The 16694-nt window shown below is 72.4% G+C and carries 15 protein-coding genes; 4 read left to right on the top strand and 11 right to left on the bottom strand.

Annotated elements, in window-relative coordinates:
• Nucleotides 1–169 precede the first annotated feature (169 nt).
• From ACFVS9_RS23420 to ACFVS9_RS23390, 7 genes are all read right to left on the bottom strand, one after another.
• Entirely contained in the window at nt 170–2569 is a 2400-nt protein-coding gene (locus ACFVS9_RS23420; RefSeq protein WP_389935075.1) for a family 43 glycosylhydrolase, read from the bottom strand.
• Nucleotides 2566–4077: a sulfatase-like hydrolase/transferase gene (locus tag ACFVS9_RS23415; RefSeq protein ID WP_383117140.1), complete on the bottom strand. Its 1512-nt coding sequence runs from the start codon at nt 4075–4077 to the stop codon at nt 2566–2568. Before ACFVS9_RS23415 ends, ACFVS9_RS23420 begins: the two co-directional genes overlap by 4 nt.
• Nucleotides 4074–5057 (bottom strand): aliphatic sulfonate ABC transporter substrate-binding protein, encoded by a 984-nt coding sequence (locus ACFVS9_RS23410; protein ID WP_383117141.1) that lies wholly within the window; start codon nt 5055–5057, stop codon nt 4074–4076. The genes ACFVS9_RS23415 and ACFVS9_RS23410 overlap by 4 nt, the downstream gene beginning before the upstream one ends.
• A gap of 46 nt (nt 5058–5103) precedes the next feature.
• Complete coding sequence (locus ACFVS9_RS23405) at nt 5104–5883, bottom strand: ABC transporter ATP-binding protein (RefSeq protein ID WP_383117142.1); 780 nt, start codon at nt 5881–5883, stop codon at nt 5104–5106.
• Entirely contained in the window at nt 5880–6710 is an 831-nt protein-coding gene (locus tag ACFVS9_RS23400) for an ABC transporter permease (protein ID WP_383117143.1), read from the bottom strand. Before ACFVS9_RS23400 ends, ACFVS9_RS23405 begins: the two co-directional genes overlap by 4 nt.
• On the bottom strand, nt 6707–7921 hold the full coding sequence (locus ACFVS9_RS23395; RefSeq protein ID WP_389935070.1) for an ROK family protein: 1215 nt from the start codon (nt 7919–7921) through the stop codon (nt 6707–6709). The genes ACFVS9_RS23400 and ACFVS9_RS23395 overlap by 4 nt, the downstream gene beginning before the upstream one ends.
• Nucleotides 7922–7987: 66 nt before the next feature.
• Entirely contained in the window at nt 7988–8962 is a 975-nt protein-coding gene (locus ACFVS9_RS23390) for a formylglycine-generating enzyme family protein (protein ID WP_383117145.1), read from the bottom strand.
• A gap of 257 nt (nt 8963–9219) precedes the next feature.
• On the opposite strand from ACFVS9_RS23390, the gene ACFVS9_RS23385 reads away from it, so the two are divergent.
• Together ACFVS9_RS23385 and ACFVS9_RS23380 are read left to right on the top strand one after the other, a co-directional pair.
• Entirely contained in the window at nt 9220–9933 is a 714-nt protein-coding gene (locus ACFVS9_RS23385) for a hypothetical protein (RefSeq protein ID WP_383117146.1), read from the top strand.
• A gap of 123 nt (nt 9934–10056) precedes the next feature.
• Nucleotides 10057–10740, top strand: coding sequence for a class F sortase (locus ACFVS9_RS23380; RefSeq protein ID WP_389935067.1), 684 nt, complete (start codon nt 10057–10059; stop codon nt 10738–10740).
• Between the two features lie 283 nt (nt 10741–11023).
• Here the strand turns inward: ACFVS9_RS23380 and ACFVS9_RS23375 are convergent, their stop codons facing one another.
• The gene (locus ACFVS9_RS23375; RefSeq protein WP_389935105.1) at nt 11024–11629 is read right to left on the bottom strand and encodes a DNA polymerase ligase N-terminal domain-containing protein; all 606 of its coding nucleotides are present in this window, start codon (nt 11627–11629) and stop codon (nt 11024–11026) included.
• A gap of 398 nt (nt 11630–12027) precedes the next feature.
• On the opposite strand from ACFVS9_RS23375, the gene ACFVS9_RS23370 reads away from it, so the two are divergent.
• On the top strand, nt 12028–12948 hold the full coding sequence (locus ACFVS9_RS23370) for a family 16 glycosylhydrolase (RefSeq protein ID WP_383117148.1): 921 nt from the start codon (nt 12028–12030) through the stop codon (nt 12946–12948).
• Between the two features lie 53 nt (nt 12949–13001).
• Nucleotides 13002–13994, top strand: a complete 993-nt coding sequence (locus ACFVS9_RS23365; RefSeq protein WP_383117149.1) for an aldo/keto reductase — start codon at nt 13002–13004, stop codon at nt 13992–13994.
• Nucleotides 13995–14003: 9 nt separating this feature from the next.
• On the opposite strand, the gene ACFVS9_RS23360 is transcribed toward ACFVS9_RS23365, so the two are convergent.
• The 3 genes from ACFVS9_RS23360 to ACFVS9_RS23350 all read right to left on the bottom strand — a co-directional run bounded on the left by ACFVS9_RS23360 (nt 14004) and on the right by ACFVS9_RS23350 (nt 16619).
• The gene (locus ACFVS9_RS23360; protein WP_383117154.1) at nt 14004–15182 is read right to left on the bottom strand and encodes a serine/threonine-protein kinase; all 1179 of its coding nucleotides are present in this window, start codon (nt 15180–15182) and stop codon (nt 14004–14006) included.
• 243 nt (nt 15183–15425) lie between these two features.
• Nucleotides 15426–16115, bottom strand: a complete 690-nt coding sequence (locus ACFVS9_RS23355) for an HAD family hydrolase (protein ID WP_383117150.1) — start codon at nt 16113–16115, stop codon at nt 15426–15428.
• A gap of 24 nt (nt 16116–16139) precedes the next feature.
• Nucleotides 16140–16619, bottom strand: a complete 480-nt coding sequence (locus ACFVS9_RS23350; RefSeq protein WP_383117151.1) for an Lrp/AsnC family transcriptional regulator — start codon at nt 16617–16619, stop codon at nt 16140–16142.
• Nucleotides 16620–16694 lie beyond the last annotated feature (75 nt).

Genomic DNA, 16694 nt, shown 5'->3' with positions numbered 1-16694 from the left:
ACTCCACCCTTGTTACGAACACGTCAAGACATGGGCAACAGCAGGTATTTCAGGGCCTGTTGCCGCCAAGTTCTGACGGGCTCACTCCGGAGGTGCCCCTCCTGATCGTCCTCCTCGGTGACGGAACGTGAGATCCGGCGGTCCTGGCTTCAGGAAGTGGCGGCCGGACTCACCGGGCGGCGTACGTCCGTACGTAGTCGAAGTCCGCCGTCGCCCCGGACCGGTTGTGGGAGACCAGCCCGATCCTCAGCGCGCCCCGCACCGGCAGGGTCCAGGTCCCGCCGGGGGACCAGTGGACGCCGTCACGGCTGGTGGACGCGCGTACCTCGTGCTCCCGGTGCGCCGCGTCACGGTGGTACGTCATCCGCAGCCACATGGTGTCGGCCGTGGGCCCGCCGAACATCGGCGCGTTCGCCACGGCCGTCGGCGGGGTCGTGGTGGGGCGTTCGCCCTCCTTGCCGAACTCGCTCACGTCGAGCACGGCGCCGTCGCCGTTGGTGAGCGGCAGCACGGAGTGGACGAGCTTGAACCACCGGTCGTCGTTCTCGTACAGGATGAGTCCGGCCTGCTGGGCGGCCCGGCCGGGGGCGAACCGCAGCTTCGTCTCCACCGTGAAGTCCCCCTCGGGCGCGTCCCGCAGCAGCACGGAGGCCGTGTTGTCCCCCAGATGGAGCTCCGCGTCCTGGGTCGGCCAGGAGAGAGCGCCGCCGGACATGGTGACCCCCGCGGCGGGCCCGCGCACCCACTGCCAGGGGGAGCCGGCGCGGGTGCCCGGGACCGTGGCCGTGTCGAACTCGTCGCCGTACCCGGGGAGGAGGCGCCCGGGCGGAGCGACGGCCACCCGCTTCGTCACCGGCCGGTACAGGGCGGCCGCGCCCACGTTGTCCGCCGCCGCGCCCGCGCCCCGTGCCGCGGCACCGACCGCGCCCTCGCGCACGGCCGCGGCCGGCAGGTCACGCGACTGCACGGCCACCGGATCCCGCAGCCGGTCACCGGTCACCTCGGCGGTCAGCCTCCTGCCGCGCACCTCCACGGACACGTTGTTCCAGGTGTCCCAGGAGAATCCGGACGGCAGCGCCGTGACCTGTTCACCTCGACTCCTGCCACCCACGCGTACGTCGGTGACGAGGGCGCCGCGGGAGCGGTCCAGCCAGGCCACGATCCGGTTGCCGGGGTCCCGGTAGGCGAGGGTGAGGCCCGCCGCACCGCCCGGCCCGGTCACCTTCAGATCGGCCTCGGCCCGCAGGCCCGCGGGGGCGCGCCCGCCGGCGAGGAGATAGGCGGTGTCCTTCGCGGACGGGCCCGGAGTGTGGACCGCGTGGCCGCGCGCGGCCGGGTCGCTCGCGGTGGACCACCCGGCGGGGGCGGCGCCCTCGGCGCGCCAGCCCGACAGGCCGCCCTCGTTGAAGGTTCCGCCGGCCGCCCAGGAGGTGACCGGTGCGGCGGCCGGCCCGTCCGAGGGCCCCGCGCCCGCCCGCACGACGGGCCAGCCGTCGATCCAGTCGAGCCGGTCGATGAGCATCGGGCGTCTGGTCAGCTTCAGGGTGCCGCCCGACGCGGGTGCCAGGTCGGGCGCCTCGGCGGGGATGCCGTGGTAGACCAGCCAGTCCTGGCCCGCGAGGTCGGTCTGGAGCGAGTTGTGGCCGGGGCCGATCCACCGGTTGCCGTTCGCCCCGACGACCACGCCCGCCTTGCTGGTGAGGGCCATCAGGTCGGTGCCCTCGTCGTCGGTGAAGGGACCGGTGGGGCTGGTCGAGCGGCCCACCTTCACCTGGTAGCCGCTGTAGGCCCCGTCGCAGCAGCCGGCGTCGGAGTAGAACAGGTAGTAGAAGTCGTCGCGCCGTACGACGAAGCCGCCCTCGGCCCGGCGTCCGCGGGCCACCTGGGTGACCTCGCCCTCGGTCCGGGTCAGGGAGGGGTTCAGCCTCGCGACGCAGATCGTGTCGTAACTGCCCCAGTACAGATAGGGCGTGCCGTCGGTGTCGGTGAACTGCGCCTGGTCGATGTTGCCCGACGGGCAGCCGCTCGGTGAGGGCAGTACGGCACCGCGGTCGGTCCACGGGCCCGTCGGGGACACGGAGGTGGCCAGGCCGACGGTGTTGCGGCCGGGGACGGAGTAGTAGAGGTGGTACAGCCCGAGCGCGTAACGCACCTCGGGCGCCCACAGCCGCGAACCGCCGTGCCAGGCCGGCCTGTCGGCGGGGGTGAAGACCTCGCCCGCGTACTCCCAGGTCACCATGTCGGCCGAGCGCAGGATCGGCAGTATCCGCTCCCCGTCCTCGCCCTTGCTCTGCATGACCGGGTTCTGGGTGCCGTAGGCGTACCAGAGGCCGTCCTTGCCGCGGATCATCGCCGGATCGGGAAAGGTGTCGACGGCCCCGGTGGACACCGGGTTGGTGTACGTCGCCGGGGTGGCGGGGCGGTCCTGGGTGCCGTGCGCCGGGGTGGCGGGACGGCTCTGGGTGCCGTGCGCCGGGGCCGAGGCGAGGGTGAGCAGCCAGACCAGGGCGGCCGCCCCGGCCGCCCACCGGGGAAGGCGGCGCCGGGCGGTCCTCCGCGTGCGTCTCATGGGGTCTCCGTGAGTGTCGCGCCCGGATCCGCGGTCGCGGTCCAGGTCGTGTCGTCGTTCTCGAAGGCGCTGAGGCTCGGGTCGTAGTCGGAGGCGCCGATGTCGTACATCGACGTCATCCAGTGGTAGAAGTTGTCGCCCCGGTCCCGCAGCAGTTCGTACAGCCGCCGCATCAGCCGGGCCCGCACCCGCGTGAACTCCGGGTGCGTGTAACGGTTGCTGAGCTCGTGCGGGTCCGCGCGCAGGTCGTACAGCTCGTTGACCGACTCCGGGTTGACGACGAGTTTGTAGCGGTCGTCGCGGATCATCCGCTGCGGGTAGGGGAAGTGGTGGCCGTGGAACTCCGCGACCAGCTCACCCGGCCACTCCGGTTCGCCGCCCTCCACCAGCGGCACCAGGCTGCGGCTGTCCACCGCGGGGGAGGGGTCGCAGCCCGCGAGTTCGAGGATCGTCGCGGTGCAGTCGGTGAGACTGACCAGCTCGTCCCTGACCTGCGGGGCGGCGCCGGGGATCCGGACGATGCCGGGGATGCGGTAGATGTCCTCGTACATCGCCGGGCCCTTGTCGTGCAGCCGGTGGGCGCCGGTGAACTCGCCGTGGTCCGCCGTGAAGAACACCGAGGTGTCCTCGCTGAGACCCAGCTCGTCGAGGCGGGTGAGGATGCGGCCGATCTGCTCGTCGATCAGGGTGACGTAGCCCCAGTAGACGGCGATCAGTTTGCGGGTCGTCTCGATCGGGATGGTGTCGAACGCCCAGTGCGCGCTGTAGTTGCGCTGTACCGGCGGTTTGCCCTCGAAGGTCTCCGCGATGGACGGCGGCAGTTCGACGAGCTCCGGATCGTAGAGGTCGAAGTAGGCGTCCGGCAGCAGGTAGGGCAGGTGCGGACCGAAGAAGTGCGTGGCCAGGAAGAAGGGTTCCTCACCGGCCGCGTACCGTTCCAGGTGTTCGATGGCGCGGGTGGCGAGGTAGTGCTCGAACGTCGCCTCCACCGGCTGGTGCAGCCGGGCGGCCAGGAGGTTGCTCCGGTTCCCGCCGGGGGCGGTGCCCCGGACCGGTTCGGAGATGCGGTACGGGGGCAGCCCGCGCTCCTCCAGGTACGCCAGGTAGTCCGGATGGTCGACGGGGTTGTGCCAGCCCGGCAGGTCGGGGCCCTCGAAGCCGTACGAGGCCGCGTTGCGGCGGGTCCCGCCGTGCCACTTGCCGATGAGGCCCAGCCGGTAGTCACGGGCGGCCAGCGCCTCGGGGAAGGTGAACGCGTCCTCGCGCAGGTCCTCCAGATAGCCCACGTTGCGCTCGTAGTTGGCGAGCAGCCGGTGACGGAACGGCGCCTGCCCGGTGAGCAGGCTCGCCCGCGCGGGGGTGCAGATGGCGGTGGGTGTGTAGAACCGGTCGAAGCGCGTGCCCGTGGCGGCCAGCCGGTCCAGGTGGGGCGTGGCGACGTGCGGATTGCCGTAACAGCCCAGGGTGTCCACCCGGTGCTGATCGGTCATCAGGAAGAGGAGGTTCACTTCTTGTACGCCTTCGTGTAGAGGTCGCCCTCGTAGTACGTGCCGGCCGCCGGGGCCTTCTCGAGCTGGCCGGTGTCCACGAAGAACTCGCCGAGCCCGTCCAGCCAGCCGTCCACGGTGCCGTCCTCGGTCCTGGCCACCAGATCGGCCGTGGAGAGCGTCTCCACGTTGGCCGCGTCGGCCGCCACCTTGGCGCGGTCGAGCTTCAGCAGGGAGGCGGCCGCGTCGATGGCCTCGTCCGGGTGTGCGGCGCGCCAGTCGTTGGCCTTCTGGAGGACCGTGACGACCTTGGCGTTCAGCTTCGGGTCGCTCTTCGCGGGTGCCACGAAGGCCGTGGGGAACGCCCGGTCCTTGAAGTCCGCCGTACTCGCGACCTCGTTGAGCCCCGGCTTCTTCGCCTTGATGGTGTCGATCAGCGGATACCAGAGCCCGGCCGCGTCGATCTGCCCGGAGACGAACGCCGAGACGACCGTGGAGGGGTCCATCGGGACCTTCTCGATGTCCTTCTCCGACATCCCGGCCTTCCGCAGGGCGAGATTGAGCGCCATCGCGCCGGAGGTCCCCTCGGGCACCCCGACCTTCTTGCCCTTGAGGTCCTTGACGGAGGTGATGCCGGGCTGGGCTATGACCCGGTCGGCGCGGGCGAGCGTGTTGATCGCGACGACCTTCGCCTTGCCCGAGGCCGGCAGCCACATGGCACCGGGACCGATGTAGCCGAAGTCCAGGTTGTCCGACCCGAGTGCCTGGATCTGGAGCGGTCCGTTGGTGAACGTCTTGTACTCGGGCTTCAGCCCCTCCTCCTTCCACAGCCCCTGCTGGTCCGCGATGGCCAGCAGGCTCGCGCCGTTGTAGTCGCTGATGTAGCCGAAGCGGACGGTGGAGCCGCCCCCGGCGGACGGGCCGCCGGAGCACCCGGTGACGGAGAGTGCCAGGGCGGACACGGCGACGGCCGCCGTCAGGGCGCGCTGAGGTAGACGCATGACGCAGGTTCCTTACGGGAGTTCGGGGGAGCGGGTGACGGGTGGGTCAGGCGGCCGGGGCGGCCCGGGTCTGGTGGTACACGGAGGTCCAGACCGCGTTGCGGATCCGTGCGAACTCCGGCGAGAGACGGATGGCCTCGGTGCGCGGATAGGGCAGGTCCACGTCGATGACCGACTGGATCCGGCCGGGCCGCGCGGCCATCACGACGACGCGCCTGGCCAGGTACACGGCCTCGTCCACGTCGTGCGTGATGAACAGGACGGTGCGCCGGTCGCGGCTCCAGGTGTCCAGGAGCTGGTCCTGCATCTGCACCCGGGTCAGCGCGTCCAGGGCGCCGAAGGGCTCGTCCATCAGCAGCACCTGCGGATCGACGGCGTACGCGCGGGCGATCGCGCAGCGCTGCTTCATCCCGCCCGACAGCGTCCTGGGCAGGGCGTCGGCGAAATCACCGAGCCCGACCAGGCCGATGGCGCGCTCCGCCCGCAGCCTGCGTTCGGCGGCGGGTACGGACGCCAGCTTCAGCCCGAACTCGACGTTGCCGCGCACCGTCAGCCAGGGGAAGAGGGCGTACTGCTGGAAGATCACCCCGCGGTCCGGTCCGGGCCCGGTGACCGGCCGGCCGTCGACGAGGACCTCGCCCGAGGTGGGGGCGGCGAGCCCGGCGGCCAGATTGAGCAGAGTGCTCTTGCCGCACCCGGACGGGCCGACCACGGTGACGAACTCCTCGTCACCGATGTCCAGCGACACCTGGTCGAGGGCGGTGAAGACGGACTTCTTCAGCGGAAAGGTCCGGGAGACGTTCCGGAAGGAGATCTTGGCGTTCATCGGGTCTCCTGCCAACGGGTGAGGCGTCGTTCGGCGAGCAGCAGCAGCCGGTCCATCAAAAGGCCGAGCAGGCCGATGGTGATCAGACCGACGAAGATGGTGGGGAGGTCGTAGTAGAGCTGGGCCGTCTGCATGCGGAAGCCGAGCCCCTCCTGCGCGGCGATCAGTTCCGCGGCGACGAGGGTCCCCCAGGCGGAACCCAGTCCGATCCGCATCCCGACGAGGATGAACGGCGCGGAGGCGGGGACGACCACCTTGAGGAAGATGGTCCCGTCCCGGGCGCCCAGCACCCGCGCCGCGTCGATCAGCGTCCGCTCGACGCCCACGACGCCCTGGAAGGCCGCCACGACGCTCGACAGGAACGCCGCCAGGAAGATGACGAACACCTTGGGCACCTCGCCGATGCCCAGCAGCACGATGGCCAGCGGGATCATGGCCAGCGGCGGCACCGTACGGAAGAACTGCACGTACGGCTCCAGCAGCCCCCGCGCCACCGGGTACCAGCCCATCAGGAAGCCCACCGGCACGGCCAGCAGGGTGCCCAGCGCGAAGCCGGTCAGGACGCGGCGCAGGCTGGCCAGCGCGTCGTCGGCGAGCGTGCCGTCCGCGATCAGCTCGCCCGCCCTGCCCGCCACGGCGGCCGGGCCCGGGAGCGCCTGCACCCCGAGCGAGGCCAGCCACGCCCACAGGCCGACGCCGGCCAGCAGGGCGATCAGGTTCAGGGCGACCGCGGGGACACGGACGCCCCTCCGCCGGGGCTCGCCGCTCCGTCCCGCGCCCTCCGGGAGGGGAGCGGCCCGCTTGACGGGTGTCTCCGTGGAACTCATGTGGCGTCCTCGGGAAGGTCTTCGCTGCCCGGTTCCGGGTAGCGCGCGAGCAGGGGCGATTCGTGGAGGGCCAGGGCGACCCCGCCGAGCGCGCCGCCCGCCTCGCCGAGTCCGGCGGGCAGCAGCGTCACGCGCCCGCGGGCCAGCGGCAGGACGTGCGCGTCGAGTGCCTCCTGCACGGGGGCGAGCAGCGCCTCCTTGGCCCTGGCCAGTTCCCCGCCCAGCACGATCACGCCCGGACCGACCGCGTTGACGACCCCCGCGAGCACCGCGCCGGTCCGGGCGCCCGCGGCCCGCAGTACCTCGTGCGCCGCCGGATCGCCGTTGCCGACCGCCCTCAGGAGCGTCGGTACGTCGTCGGCGCGTCCGCCGAGCGCGCGGTAGGCGGCCAGGACGGGCCCGATCGACGCGATCGTCTCCAGGCACCCCCGGCCGCCGCACTCGCACGGCGCTCCGCCGGGGTCGGCGGTGATGTGCCCGAGCTCGCCCGCCAGGCCGTCCACGCCCCGGTGCAGCGAACCGTTCACGACGAGCCCGCCGCCCACCCCGTGCGACAGCCGCAGGTACAGCACGTCCTGGCTGGCCGAAGCCGCCCCCCAGGTGGACTCCGCGAGGGCCGCCAGCCGTGTGTTGTTGTCCAGCAGGACCGGCGCCCCGAACCGCTTGCCCAGCAGCCCGGCCAGCGTCGCCAGCGGCTCCTGCGGCGCGCCCCCGGCCGTCCGCACCGGGCCGACCACGCCGACCCCGACCGCGCCGGTCGTGCCGAGGGAGGACAGCCGGAGCGTACCGCCGGCCAGCGAGGCGACCAGCCGCTCGGCCAGCTCCACCCGGCGTTCCCACGAGAGCCCCGGCGGATGGGCCCGGCTCGCCGAACCGATGACCTCGTGCGCCACGTTGGCGGCGGCCACGTGGACGGCCCTGCGGGCGAAGTCGATGCCGACCGCCTGGCCGGCCGCGGGGTTGAGCGTGAGGTGCTCGACCGGGCGGCCGCGCCGTCGGGGGCCCGGTTCCGCGGCGGCCGCCACGACGGCACCGCTCGCGACCAGGGTCCCGACTATGTCGTACAGCGTGGTACGCGACAGCCCGGCCTGGCGGCCGAGCTCGGCCCGGCTCTGCGGTCCGTGCCGGCGCAGCAGACCGAGTACGCGTTCCTCGTGCCCGCGCCTGAGCCGCGAGAGAGGTCCACCGTGTGAGTGCATGGCGCCCAGCATGATGACCGCGCGATTTTTAAGTCAATGACCCGGAAAAATATTCATGTTGCCGCAATGACGGCGGGTTCAGGCCGTGCGCACGCAGCGGAAGCCGAGGTTCCCCGTGGTGCTGTCCGGTGTGTTGCGGGTCCGGGCGGCCACCCGGTAGCGGTTGCAGTACGACCGGTGGCACAGGTAGGAACCGCCCCGCATCACCCTGGCGTCCCCCGTCCCCGGCCCCCGCGGATCACTCCGGCGCGCCGCCGGGTGGGCGGTGCCCCACCAGTCCTGGCACCACTCCCAGACATTGCCGGCCATGTTGTGGAGGCCGAAGCCGTTCGGCTGGTACGCGTCGACCGGAGCCGTGCCCGCGTAGCCGTCCTCCGCGGTGTTCCTGGTGGGGAAACGCCCCTGCCAGATGTTGCAGCGGTGCTCCCCGCCGGGGGTCAGCTCGTCGCCCCACGGATAGCGTGCCTGCTCGAGCCCGCCCCGGGCGGCGTACTCCCACTCCGCCTCGGTCGGCAGCCGCGCACCCGCCCAACGGCTGTACGCGCGGGCGTCGTTCCACGAGACGTGCACCACGGGATGGTCCCAGCGGTCCTCGATCCCGCTGCCGGGACCTTCGGGCGTGTCCCACCGGGCGCCGTTCACCCCGCACCACCACGGGGTGCCGTCCGGCCTGCCCGCGCCGCGCCGGAGCGCGGCCGGCAGGAAACCGGCGAACACGTACGACCATCCGAAACGCTCGGCCTCCGTGACGTGACCGGTGGCCGACACGAACTCCGCGAAGCGCCGGTTGCTCACCGCGTGCGCGTCCATGCGGAAGGCGGAGACCCGCACCTGGCGTACCGGACCCTCGCCGTCCGCCCGGAACCCCTCCGGGTCCTCCGTCCCCATCAGGAACGAACCGCCCGGCACCAGCACCATGCCGTCACCGGCCGGCGCGTCCGCCCGCACCGGCTGTTCCACCCTCGCCGCGGGGGTGAGGGGGACGGCCCCGGACGGCCCGTCAGACCCCCCGCGTGAGGGGGAGCAGCAGCCTTCGGGTGCGATGTCGTCCATGCGGCGATCCTACGAGCACCGGGAACCCCACTACACCGATGATCATCTTTTCCCAAACCTCCTCCCGGCGTGGCGTGCCGTCCAACGGGTGACTTCGGGTTCCCTGTCACACGATGGGCCCACCGCGTCGCTCGAATGCGGCCTTCCCGAGTGGTGCGCCCCCGGGTTTCGGCTGACGGTTGATCACGTCGCCCCCGTGAACCGATGAGCCGACGACCAGCCGGCCAGCGCGGGAGTGGCGAAAGGATTGTGTACCCATGCGCTCTGCCCGCACCCTGTTCGCATCGGCCGCCGTCACGGCGGTCCTCGCGGTCTCCGTTCCCGCCGCATACGCCGTGACCTCGGCGGACGACTGGGACAAGGACAGCGGTTCCTCCGCCAGCAGCCACGACGACCGTGAGCACTCGGACTCGCGGAAGCACGAGAAGCCCGAGGGCGGTGTGCACGCCGGTGGCGGTGCGCTGGCCGGGCTGTCGTCCGACGACTGGAAGAAGGACAAGGACGAGGACGAGGGGTCCCGTTCCGGCCGGGACGAGGACCGTGAGGACGCGGACTCGCGGAAGCACGAGAAGCCCGAGGGTGGCGTGCACGCCGGTGGCGGTGCGCTGGCCGGGCTGTCGTCGGACGACTGGAAGAAGGACAAGGACGAGGACCGTGAGGACGCGGACTCGCGCAGGCACGAGAAGCCCGAGGGCGGTGTGCACGCCGGTGGCGGCGCGCTGGCCGGAGTGACGGCCGACGACTGGCAGAAGGACAAGGACAGGGACGAGGAGTCCGGCTCCGGCCGGGACGAGGACGGCGAGAAGAGCTGGAAGCACGAGAAGCCCGAGGGCGGCGTCCACACCGGCGGTGGCGCGATGGCGCTCTCCGGCAGCGGCCTGGCCGCGGGTTCGGTGCTGATGCTCGGCGGCCTCGGTGCCGCCGCGTACAAGCTCCGTCGCCGCAACGCCTCGGGTACCGCGGCCGTCTGACCGGTGCCACGTACCGCTGAGTGAATCCTGTCGTGGCCGCCGCCCCTCCCCGGGGCGGTGGCCGCGCCGATTTCCCCGTACCGCCTCCGTTCATCCGCCCCGCACGCGAAAGGCAGCATGCGCATGGCCGCCCCGCAGCCGTCCGACGAAGATTCCGCCTCCCCTGCTCTCGGCCGGTCCCTGCTGTGGCCCGTCGTGGCGGTGGGGCTGGGATTCCTCCTCGTCTACAACTCCTTCGACGCGTCGGCGGGCGTCCCGCCGGCCCCCTCCGTCGCCTCCCTGCCCACGGCCTCCGCCCCCGCCTCGCCCGGCCCGTCGGCGTCCGCGGCGGTCCCCGCGCTGCCCCCGTCCTACCCCAAGCGGATCTCGATCAGGTCCATCGCGGTCGACGCCCCCTTCACCTCCCTGGCGATCGGTCCCTCCGGGCAGCTGGACGCGCCGCCCGCGGACGACGCGAACCTCGCCGGCTGGTTCAAGGACGGCGCCACTCCCGGCGAGCGCGGCACCTCGGTAGTGGCGGGACACGTCGACACCAAGACCGGCCCCGCCGTGTTCCTGCTGCTCAGCACGCTGAAGGCGGGCAACACGGTCGACATCACCCGTGACGACGGCACCGTCGCCACCTTCAAGGTCGACTCGGTCGAGACGTTCAGCAAGGCGGACTTCCCGGACGACCGGGTGTACGCCGACAACGGCACGCCCCAACTGCGCCTGATCACCTGCGGCGGCGTCTACGACAAGCAGAAGAAGGACTACGAGGACAACGTCGTGGTCTTCGCCCACCTCGCCTCCGCCACGAAGGCCTGAGGCCGGCGGCCCCCGCCCCCGACGCACGGGTGAGGGCCTGACGCCCCGGGGGCGGGCCGTTCCCGGGGCGCGCGTGAGGAGTACGCCGGGACCGCGCTCCCGGCCCCGCCCCGCACCTCGCGGGAGGCATGGTCCGGAGGGAGGCGGCCGAGGGCCCGCTGCTCACGGGAGGGCACGCGGTCCACGCCCTCCGGCGCGCCGGAGGGCAGGTCCGCCCGGGCAAGGGGCCGCCGCACCGTCTCCTCGACCGGCTCACCGCGCGCGGTGAAGGGCCGGTGCGGCCTCAGCCCGGGCTTTCCCGCTCCGCGACGGCGACCTGATGCAGCGTGCGGCCGGTACGGGCCGAGCGCGCGTGGTACGGATCGGGGGTGCCCGGCCGGTCGTGGACGGCCTGGGGGTCGTTCGCCTTGATCAGCAGCCAGGCCTCCGGCCCCCGGGTTCCGTCCTCGTCGTCGATGCGGAAGCGGGTCAGCGCGAACTCGCCGTGCAGCTTGGCCCCGTCGAGCCAGAACGTGGCGTGCCCGTCCTCCAGGGAATCGGCGAACGGGACGGGGGAGCCCGCCAGGTCGTGGCTGGTCGGGCGGTAGGTCCCCTGGTCCCAGACGATCACGGTGCCGCTGCCCTGCTCGTCGTGCGGGATGACCCCCTCGAACTCCCGGTATGCGAGCGGATGGTCGTCCGTCGGCACGGCCAGCCGCTTGTCGCTCGGGTTGTCCGACGGGCCACGTGGCACGGCCCACGACTTCAGCACGCCGTCCACCTCGAGCCGGAAGTCGAAATGCATGCGCCGGGCGTCGTGGATCTGCACCACGAAACGCCGTGTGCTCTCGTTGTCCACGGCTGGTCCTTCCGCCGGTGCGGCCGGACGGCGCGCGCCCGCCCGGCCCAGGCCGCGCGGCCCCGCACACAGTCCCTGACTCCACTGTGCCGCCGACGGCCGCGGGCCGCACGGCGACGGACCCGGAGCGGACAGGGGAGGGGCGGGGGCAGGCAGAAGGCGGCGGCGAGGGGCGCTTCGACAGGGAAGCGCGCCACTTGTCCTGGCTTGTCCGGACCCTGCCGTGCCGACTCGCGTCCGTACCCACCCGGTCTGGACCAGATCCTTGACGGGCCTCGGACCACTGCTTTAAATCAAGTGTTGAAAGATGCGCCTGGGGCGGCCGCGCCAAGCGTTCATCTCTCGGCGCACATCTGTCATGCGCATGACTGTATGTGCGATTCCGTCGCGGTTCCGACGGTCCCCCCAGAAAAAAAGAGCTGTCATCCCCCCCACCCCGAAACGATGTGATGACCGTGCCTTCCCCCCACCACGCCGTGCGCCGTCCTTCGCGGAGGCGCCGAGCGGCCCTGTACTCCGCGCTGTCCCTGCTCTGCTGCTCCCTGGCCATGACCGCGCTTCCCGCCGGCGCCTCGGCCGCGCCCGGACCCCACCCGGCCGCGTCCTCCACGACCGCCTCCTCCACGCAGGCCGTGGCCTTCGCCGACGAGTTCGACGGGCCCGCGGGGTCCGCCGTCGACGGGAGCAAGTGGCTGACCGAGACCGGCGACAACGTCAACAACCACGAACGGCAGTACTACACCGCGGGCAACAGCAACGCCGCACTCGACGGCCAGGGCAACCTCGTCATCACCGCGCGCAAGGAGAACCCCGGCAACTACCAGTGCTGGTACGGGACCTGCGAGTACACCTCGTCCCGCCTCAACACCTCCGGCAAGTTCACCGCGACGTACGGACACGTCGAGAGCAGGATGAAGATCCCGCGCGGGCAGGGCATCTGGCCCGCCTTCTGGATGCTCGGAGCGGACATCGGAAGCGTCGGCTGGCCCAACAGCGGTGAGATCGACATCATGGAGAACGTCGGCTTCGAGCCGGGTACCGTCCACGGCACCCTGCACGGCCCCGGCTACTCCGGATCGGGCGGCATCGGCGCCGGGTACACCCTGCCCGGCGGGGCCGCCTTCGCCGACGACTTCCACACCTTCGCCGTGGACTGGGCCCCCGACTCCATCACCTGGTCCGTCGACGGCACCGTCTACCAGCGGCGCACCCCCGCCGACCTCAACGGCAACGCCTGGGTGTTCGACAAGCCGTTCTTCCTGATCCTCAACCTGGCCGTCGGCGGGTACTGGCCCGGCGACCCGGACGGCAGCACCACCTTCCCGCAGCAGCTCGTCGTCGACTACGTCCGCGTGACCACCAGCGACTGAGCACCGGAGCGGGACCGGCGGTGTCCGCCGCCGGTCCCGCGCACCCACGTAGCATGATCCGTATGGAGCAGCGCACACTCGGCAGGACCGGCCGTGACGTATCGGTCGTAGGACAGGGCACCTGGCAGCTCGGCGGGGACTGGGGCGAGGTGCGGGAGGCGGACGCCTTCGGCGTCCTCGACGCCGCCGTGGACTCGGGCGTCACCTTCTTCGACACCGCCGACGTCTACGGCGACGGCCGCAGCGAACAGCTCATCGGCCGCTACCTGAAGGAACGGCCCGACGCGGACGTCTACGTCGCGACCAAGATGGGCCGGCGGGCCGAACAGCTGCCGGAGAACTACGTCCTGGACAACTTCCGCACCTGGAACGACCGTTCGCGCGCCAACCTGGGCGTCGACACCCTGGACCTGGTGCAGCTGCACTGCCCGCCCACGGCCGTCTACTCCTCGGACGCCGTGTACGACGCCCTCGACACGCTCGTCGCCGAACAGCGGACCGCCGCCTACGCGGTGAGCGTCGAGACCTGCGCCGAGGCGCTCACGGCCATCGCCAGGCCCGGGGTCGCCGCCGTCCAGATCATCCTCAACCCGTTCCGCCTGAAGCCCCTCGAAGAGGTCCTCCCGGCCGCCGTCGAGGCAGGCGTGGGCATCATCGCGCGGGTTCCGCTCGCCTCGGGGCTGCTGTCCGGCAAGTACACCGCCGACACGGTCTTCGCCCCCGATGACCACCGTACGTACAACCGCCACGGCGAGGCCTTCGACCAGGGCGAGACGTTCTCCGGCATCGACTACGCGACCGGTGTGGCGGCCGCCGCCGAGTTCGCCGGGATCGTTCCCGAAGGCACCACGCCGGCCGGGGCCGCCCTGCGCTGGGTCATCCAGCAGCCCGGTGTCACCAGCGTCATCCCCGGTGCGCGTTCGGTGGAGCAGGCCCGTGCCAACGCGGCGGCGGCCGGACTCCCGCCGCTCCCGCGCGGCACCCTGGACGCGGTGCGCGACCTGTACGACCGCCGGATCCGCGCGGAGGTCCACCCGCGCTGGTGAGCCGGGGGCTCAGTCGTCCTCGTCGTCGCCCTGGGCGGGATCGGCCCCCGGCTGCCCCGGCGCGGGCGATTCGACGCCGGCCGTCGGGCTGGTCCCGGGATCCGGGGTGTCGGCCGCCCCGGTGTCCGGTGCGAAGAGGATCGTGCCCAGATAGACCGCCGCCAGGAAGGCGACCGTCCCCGCCACGGCGCTCGCCACACGGGGGCGGCGCCGGATCGCCTCACCCGTGCTCATCCGGCGCGTGCTGGCCGAACGGGGCGCGGATCTGGACGTCCGGGGCGCCGGAGCCGCCCGTCTGCGGCCGGTGGCCTGCGGCAGCCGGTACGTCGACGGGCCGCCGCCGGCCGGGGCACCCGGGGCGGGCGCCGCGGGGGCCGGCCCCGCGGGCCGCGCGGCGGCGGGCGCGTGCTGCGGCATCGGCTCGGGCCGCCCGCGCCAGGCATCCGTACGGAACCAGTCGGAGACCTGCTGCGCGGTGGGCCGGTCCTCGGGCTTCTTCGCCAGTAGGCCCATCAGGTACGAGTCGAAGGCGGGGGAGATGTCCACCCCGCGCTGCCTGACCGGCACGGGAGGCGTGTCCACGTGCTGGTAGAGCGTCGCGGTCGCGGTGTCCGAGCGGAACGGCGGCTGCCCGGCGAGCAGTTGGTAGATGACACAGCCGAGGGAGTACATGTCCGACGCGGAGTCGGCCGTACGCCCCAGAGCCCGCTCGGGAGCCAGGTACAGGCTCGTCCCGACGATGTGGCCGGCCGTGGTCAGCGCCGTCGAGGGGTCGTCGACGAACTGGGCGATGCCGAAGTCCCCGATCTTCACCGAGCCGTCGGCGTCCAGCATCAGGTTGCCGGGCTTGATGTCACGGTGGACGATGCCCTGCCGGTGCGCGGCGGCCAGACCGGCGGCCGCCTGGCCCGCGATGAGGGCGACCTGCTCGGGATGGACCGACTCCTGGGCCTCCAGCAGATCCCCGAGGCTCCGGCCCTCCACCAGCTCCATGACCAGGTAGAAGCGGTCCTCCCAGGAGCCGAAGTCGAACACGGCCACCAGATGGGGGTGGCTCAGACGTGCGGCCGTCTGGGCCTCCAGGCGGAAGCGCGCGGTCGACGAGGCGTCGGCCTGGTCGCCCAGCAGCAGCTTGACGGCCACGGCCCGCCCCAGCACTTCGTCCGTGGCGCGCCACACCTCGCCCATACCGCCACGGCCGATGGGGGATATCAGCCGGTACCGTCCAGCAACCAGCACCTGTGCACACCAATCTCGAATTGTGGCCCGCTCCTACTGCCGCGGCGGCGACCCCTTGGGGCTCATTTCGCCTCGGTGGGTAGCGTCAGGGTGCGCGGCCTGATCAGGATATCCGTCCCCCGGACCTCTGTTCGCCCGGCCGTCGTCCAGGACGCCGGATCAGGCCAATCGGGCTGCCCGACCGGCCTGTTCTCACCCGGCGGAGAGCCAGTCGAGGACGGCCGCCGCGGTGAATTCGGCCTGCCCGCCCGGGAACAGCAGATCGGCCTTCCCGAACGCCGTCCCGTCCGCCGCCGCTTCGGTTCCGGGGATCGCCACACAGCGCATCCCCGCGGCGTGGGCCGCCTGGACACCCGGGACGGCGTCCTCCAGGACCACACACGATTCCGGCGCCACACCGAGCCGGCGGGCCGCCTCCAGGAACACATCGGGTTCCGGCTTGCCGCGCGCCACCTCCTCCGCGGACACGAACAGAGGCAGGCGGGCGTCCAGCCCCGTGACGGCGAGCGCGGCCGCGATCGCGGCCCTGGACGACCCCGACGCCACCGCCATCGGCACCCCGTCCCCGTGCAGCCGCTCGACCAGGGCGCGCATCTCGGGGAAGACGGGGGTGGCCGCTCCGGCGAGCTCCAGGTACAGGGCGTTCTTGCCCGCCAGCAGCTCGTCGACCGGTGCCTCGATCCCGTACTCCTCGCGCAGCACCGTGAGGGTCTCGCGCGTGCCGATCCCGATGAAGCGGGTGTGGTCCTCCCAGCTGAAGTCCCGTACGCCGTAACGGGCCAGGAGCCTGCGCCCCGCCTCGTAGTAGTTCGGCTCGCTGTCGACGAGCGTGCCGTCGAGGTCGAAGAGGACGGGCGGGGCCGGGAGGCGCGGGGTCTTCATGGCCTCCAGCATGCCCGACCGCGCTCAGCGGGGGTCCGCTGCTCGTCCCACCGCCTCGACCAGCGGCAGGACCCGGTGCGCCACGCGCTCGCGCAGAGCCACGTCGGTGCGGGTCCTGACCACACCGGGGAGCTGGATCAAGCGCTGGATCACGTCCTCCAGATGCCCGTTGTCGCGGGCCACGACACGGGTCAGGAGATCGCCGCCCCCGGTGGTCGAGAACGCCTCGATGATCTCCGGGACCGCCGCGAGCGCGTCACCCACCTCGTCCAGATGCCCCTGGGTGACCTCCAGGTGGACGAAGGCCAGCACCGGGTGACCGAGGGCCGCGGGGGAGAGCGCGGGGCCCGTGCCCGTGATCACCCCGTCCCGCTCCAGACGGTCGAGCCGGGCCTGAAGGGTGCCGCGGGCGACGCCGAGGACGCGTGCGTACTCGCGCACGCTGGTACGCGGCTGCTCGATGAGCAGCCGGAGGATGCGGGTGTCGAGGGCGTCCACCGCCATGTCCGGCTGTGCTCCTCCCGGCTCGGTGATCGGTCGCCCCGACTCTACTCAGGGGCGCGGAGGGATCCCCCGACG

Origin of the sequence: Streptomyces sp. NPDC058008 (assembly GCF_042886395.1) — a bacterium.
GTDB lineage: Bacteria > Actinomycetota > Actinomycetes > Streptomycetales > Streptomycetaceae > Streptomyces.
Note: the sequence above shows the minus strand (reverse complement) of the source record. Positions and strands in the feature narration are given on the sequence as shown.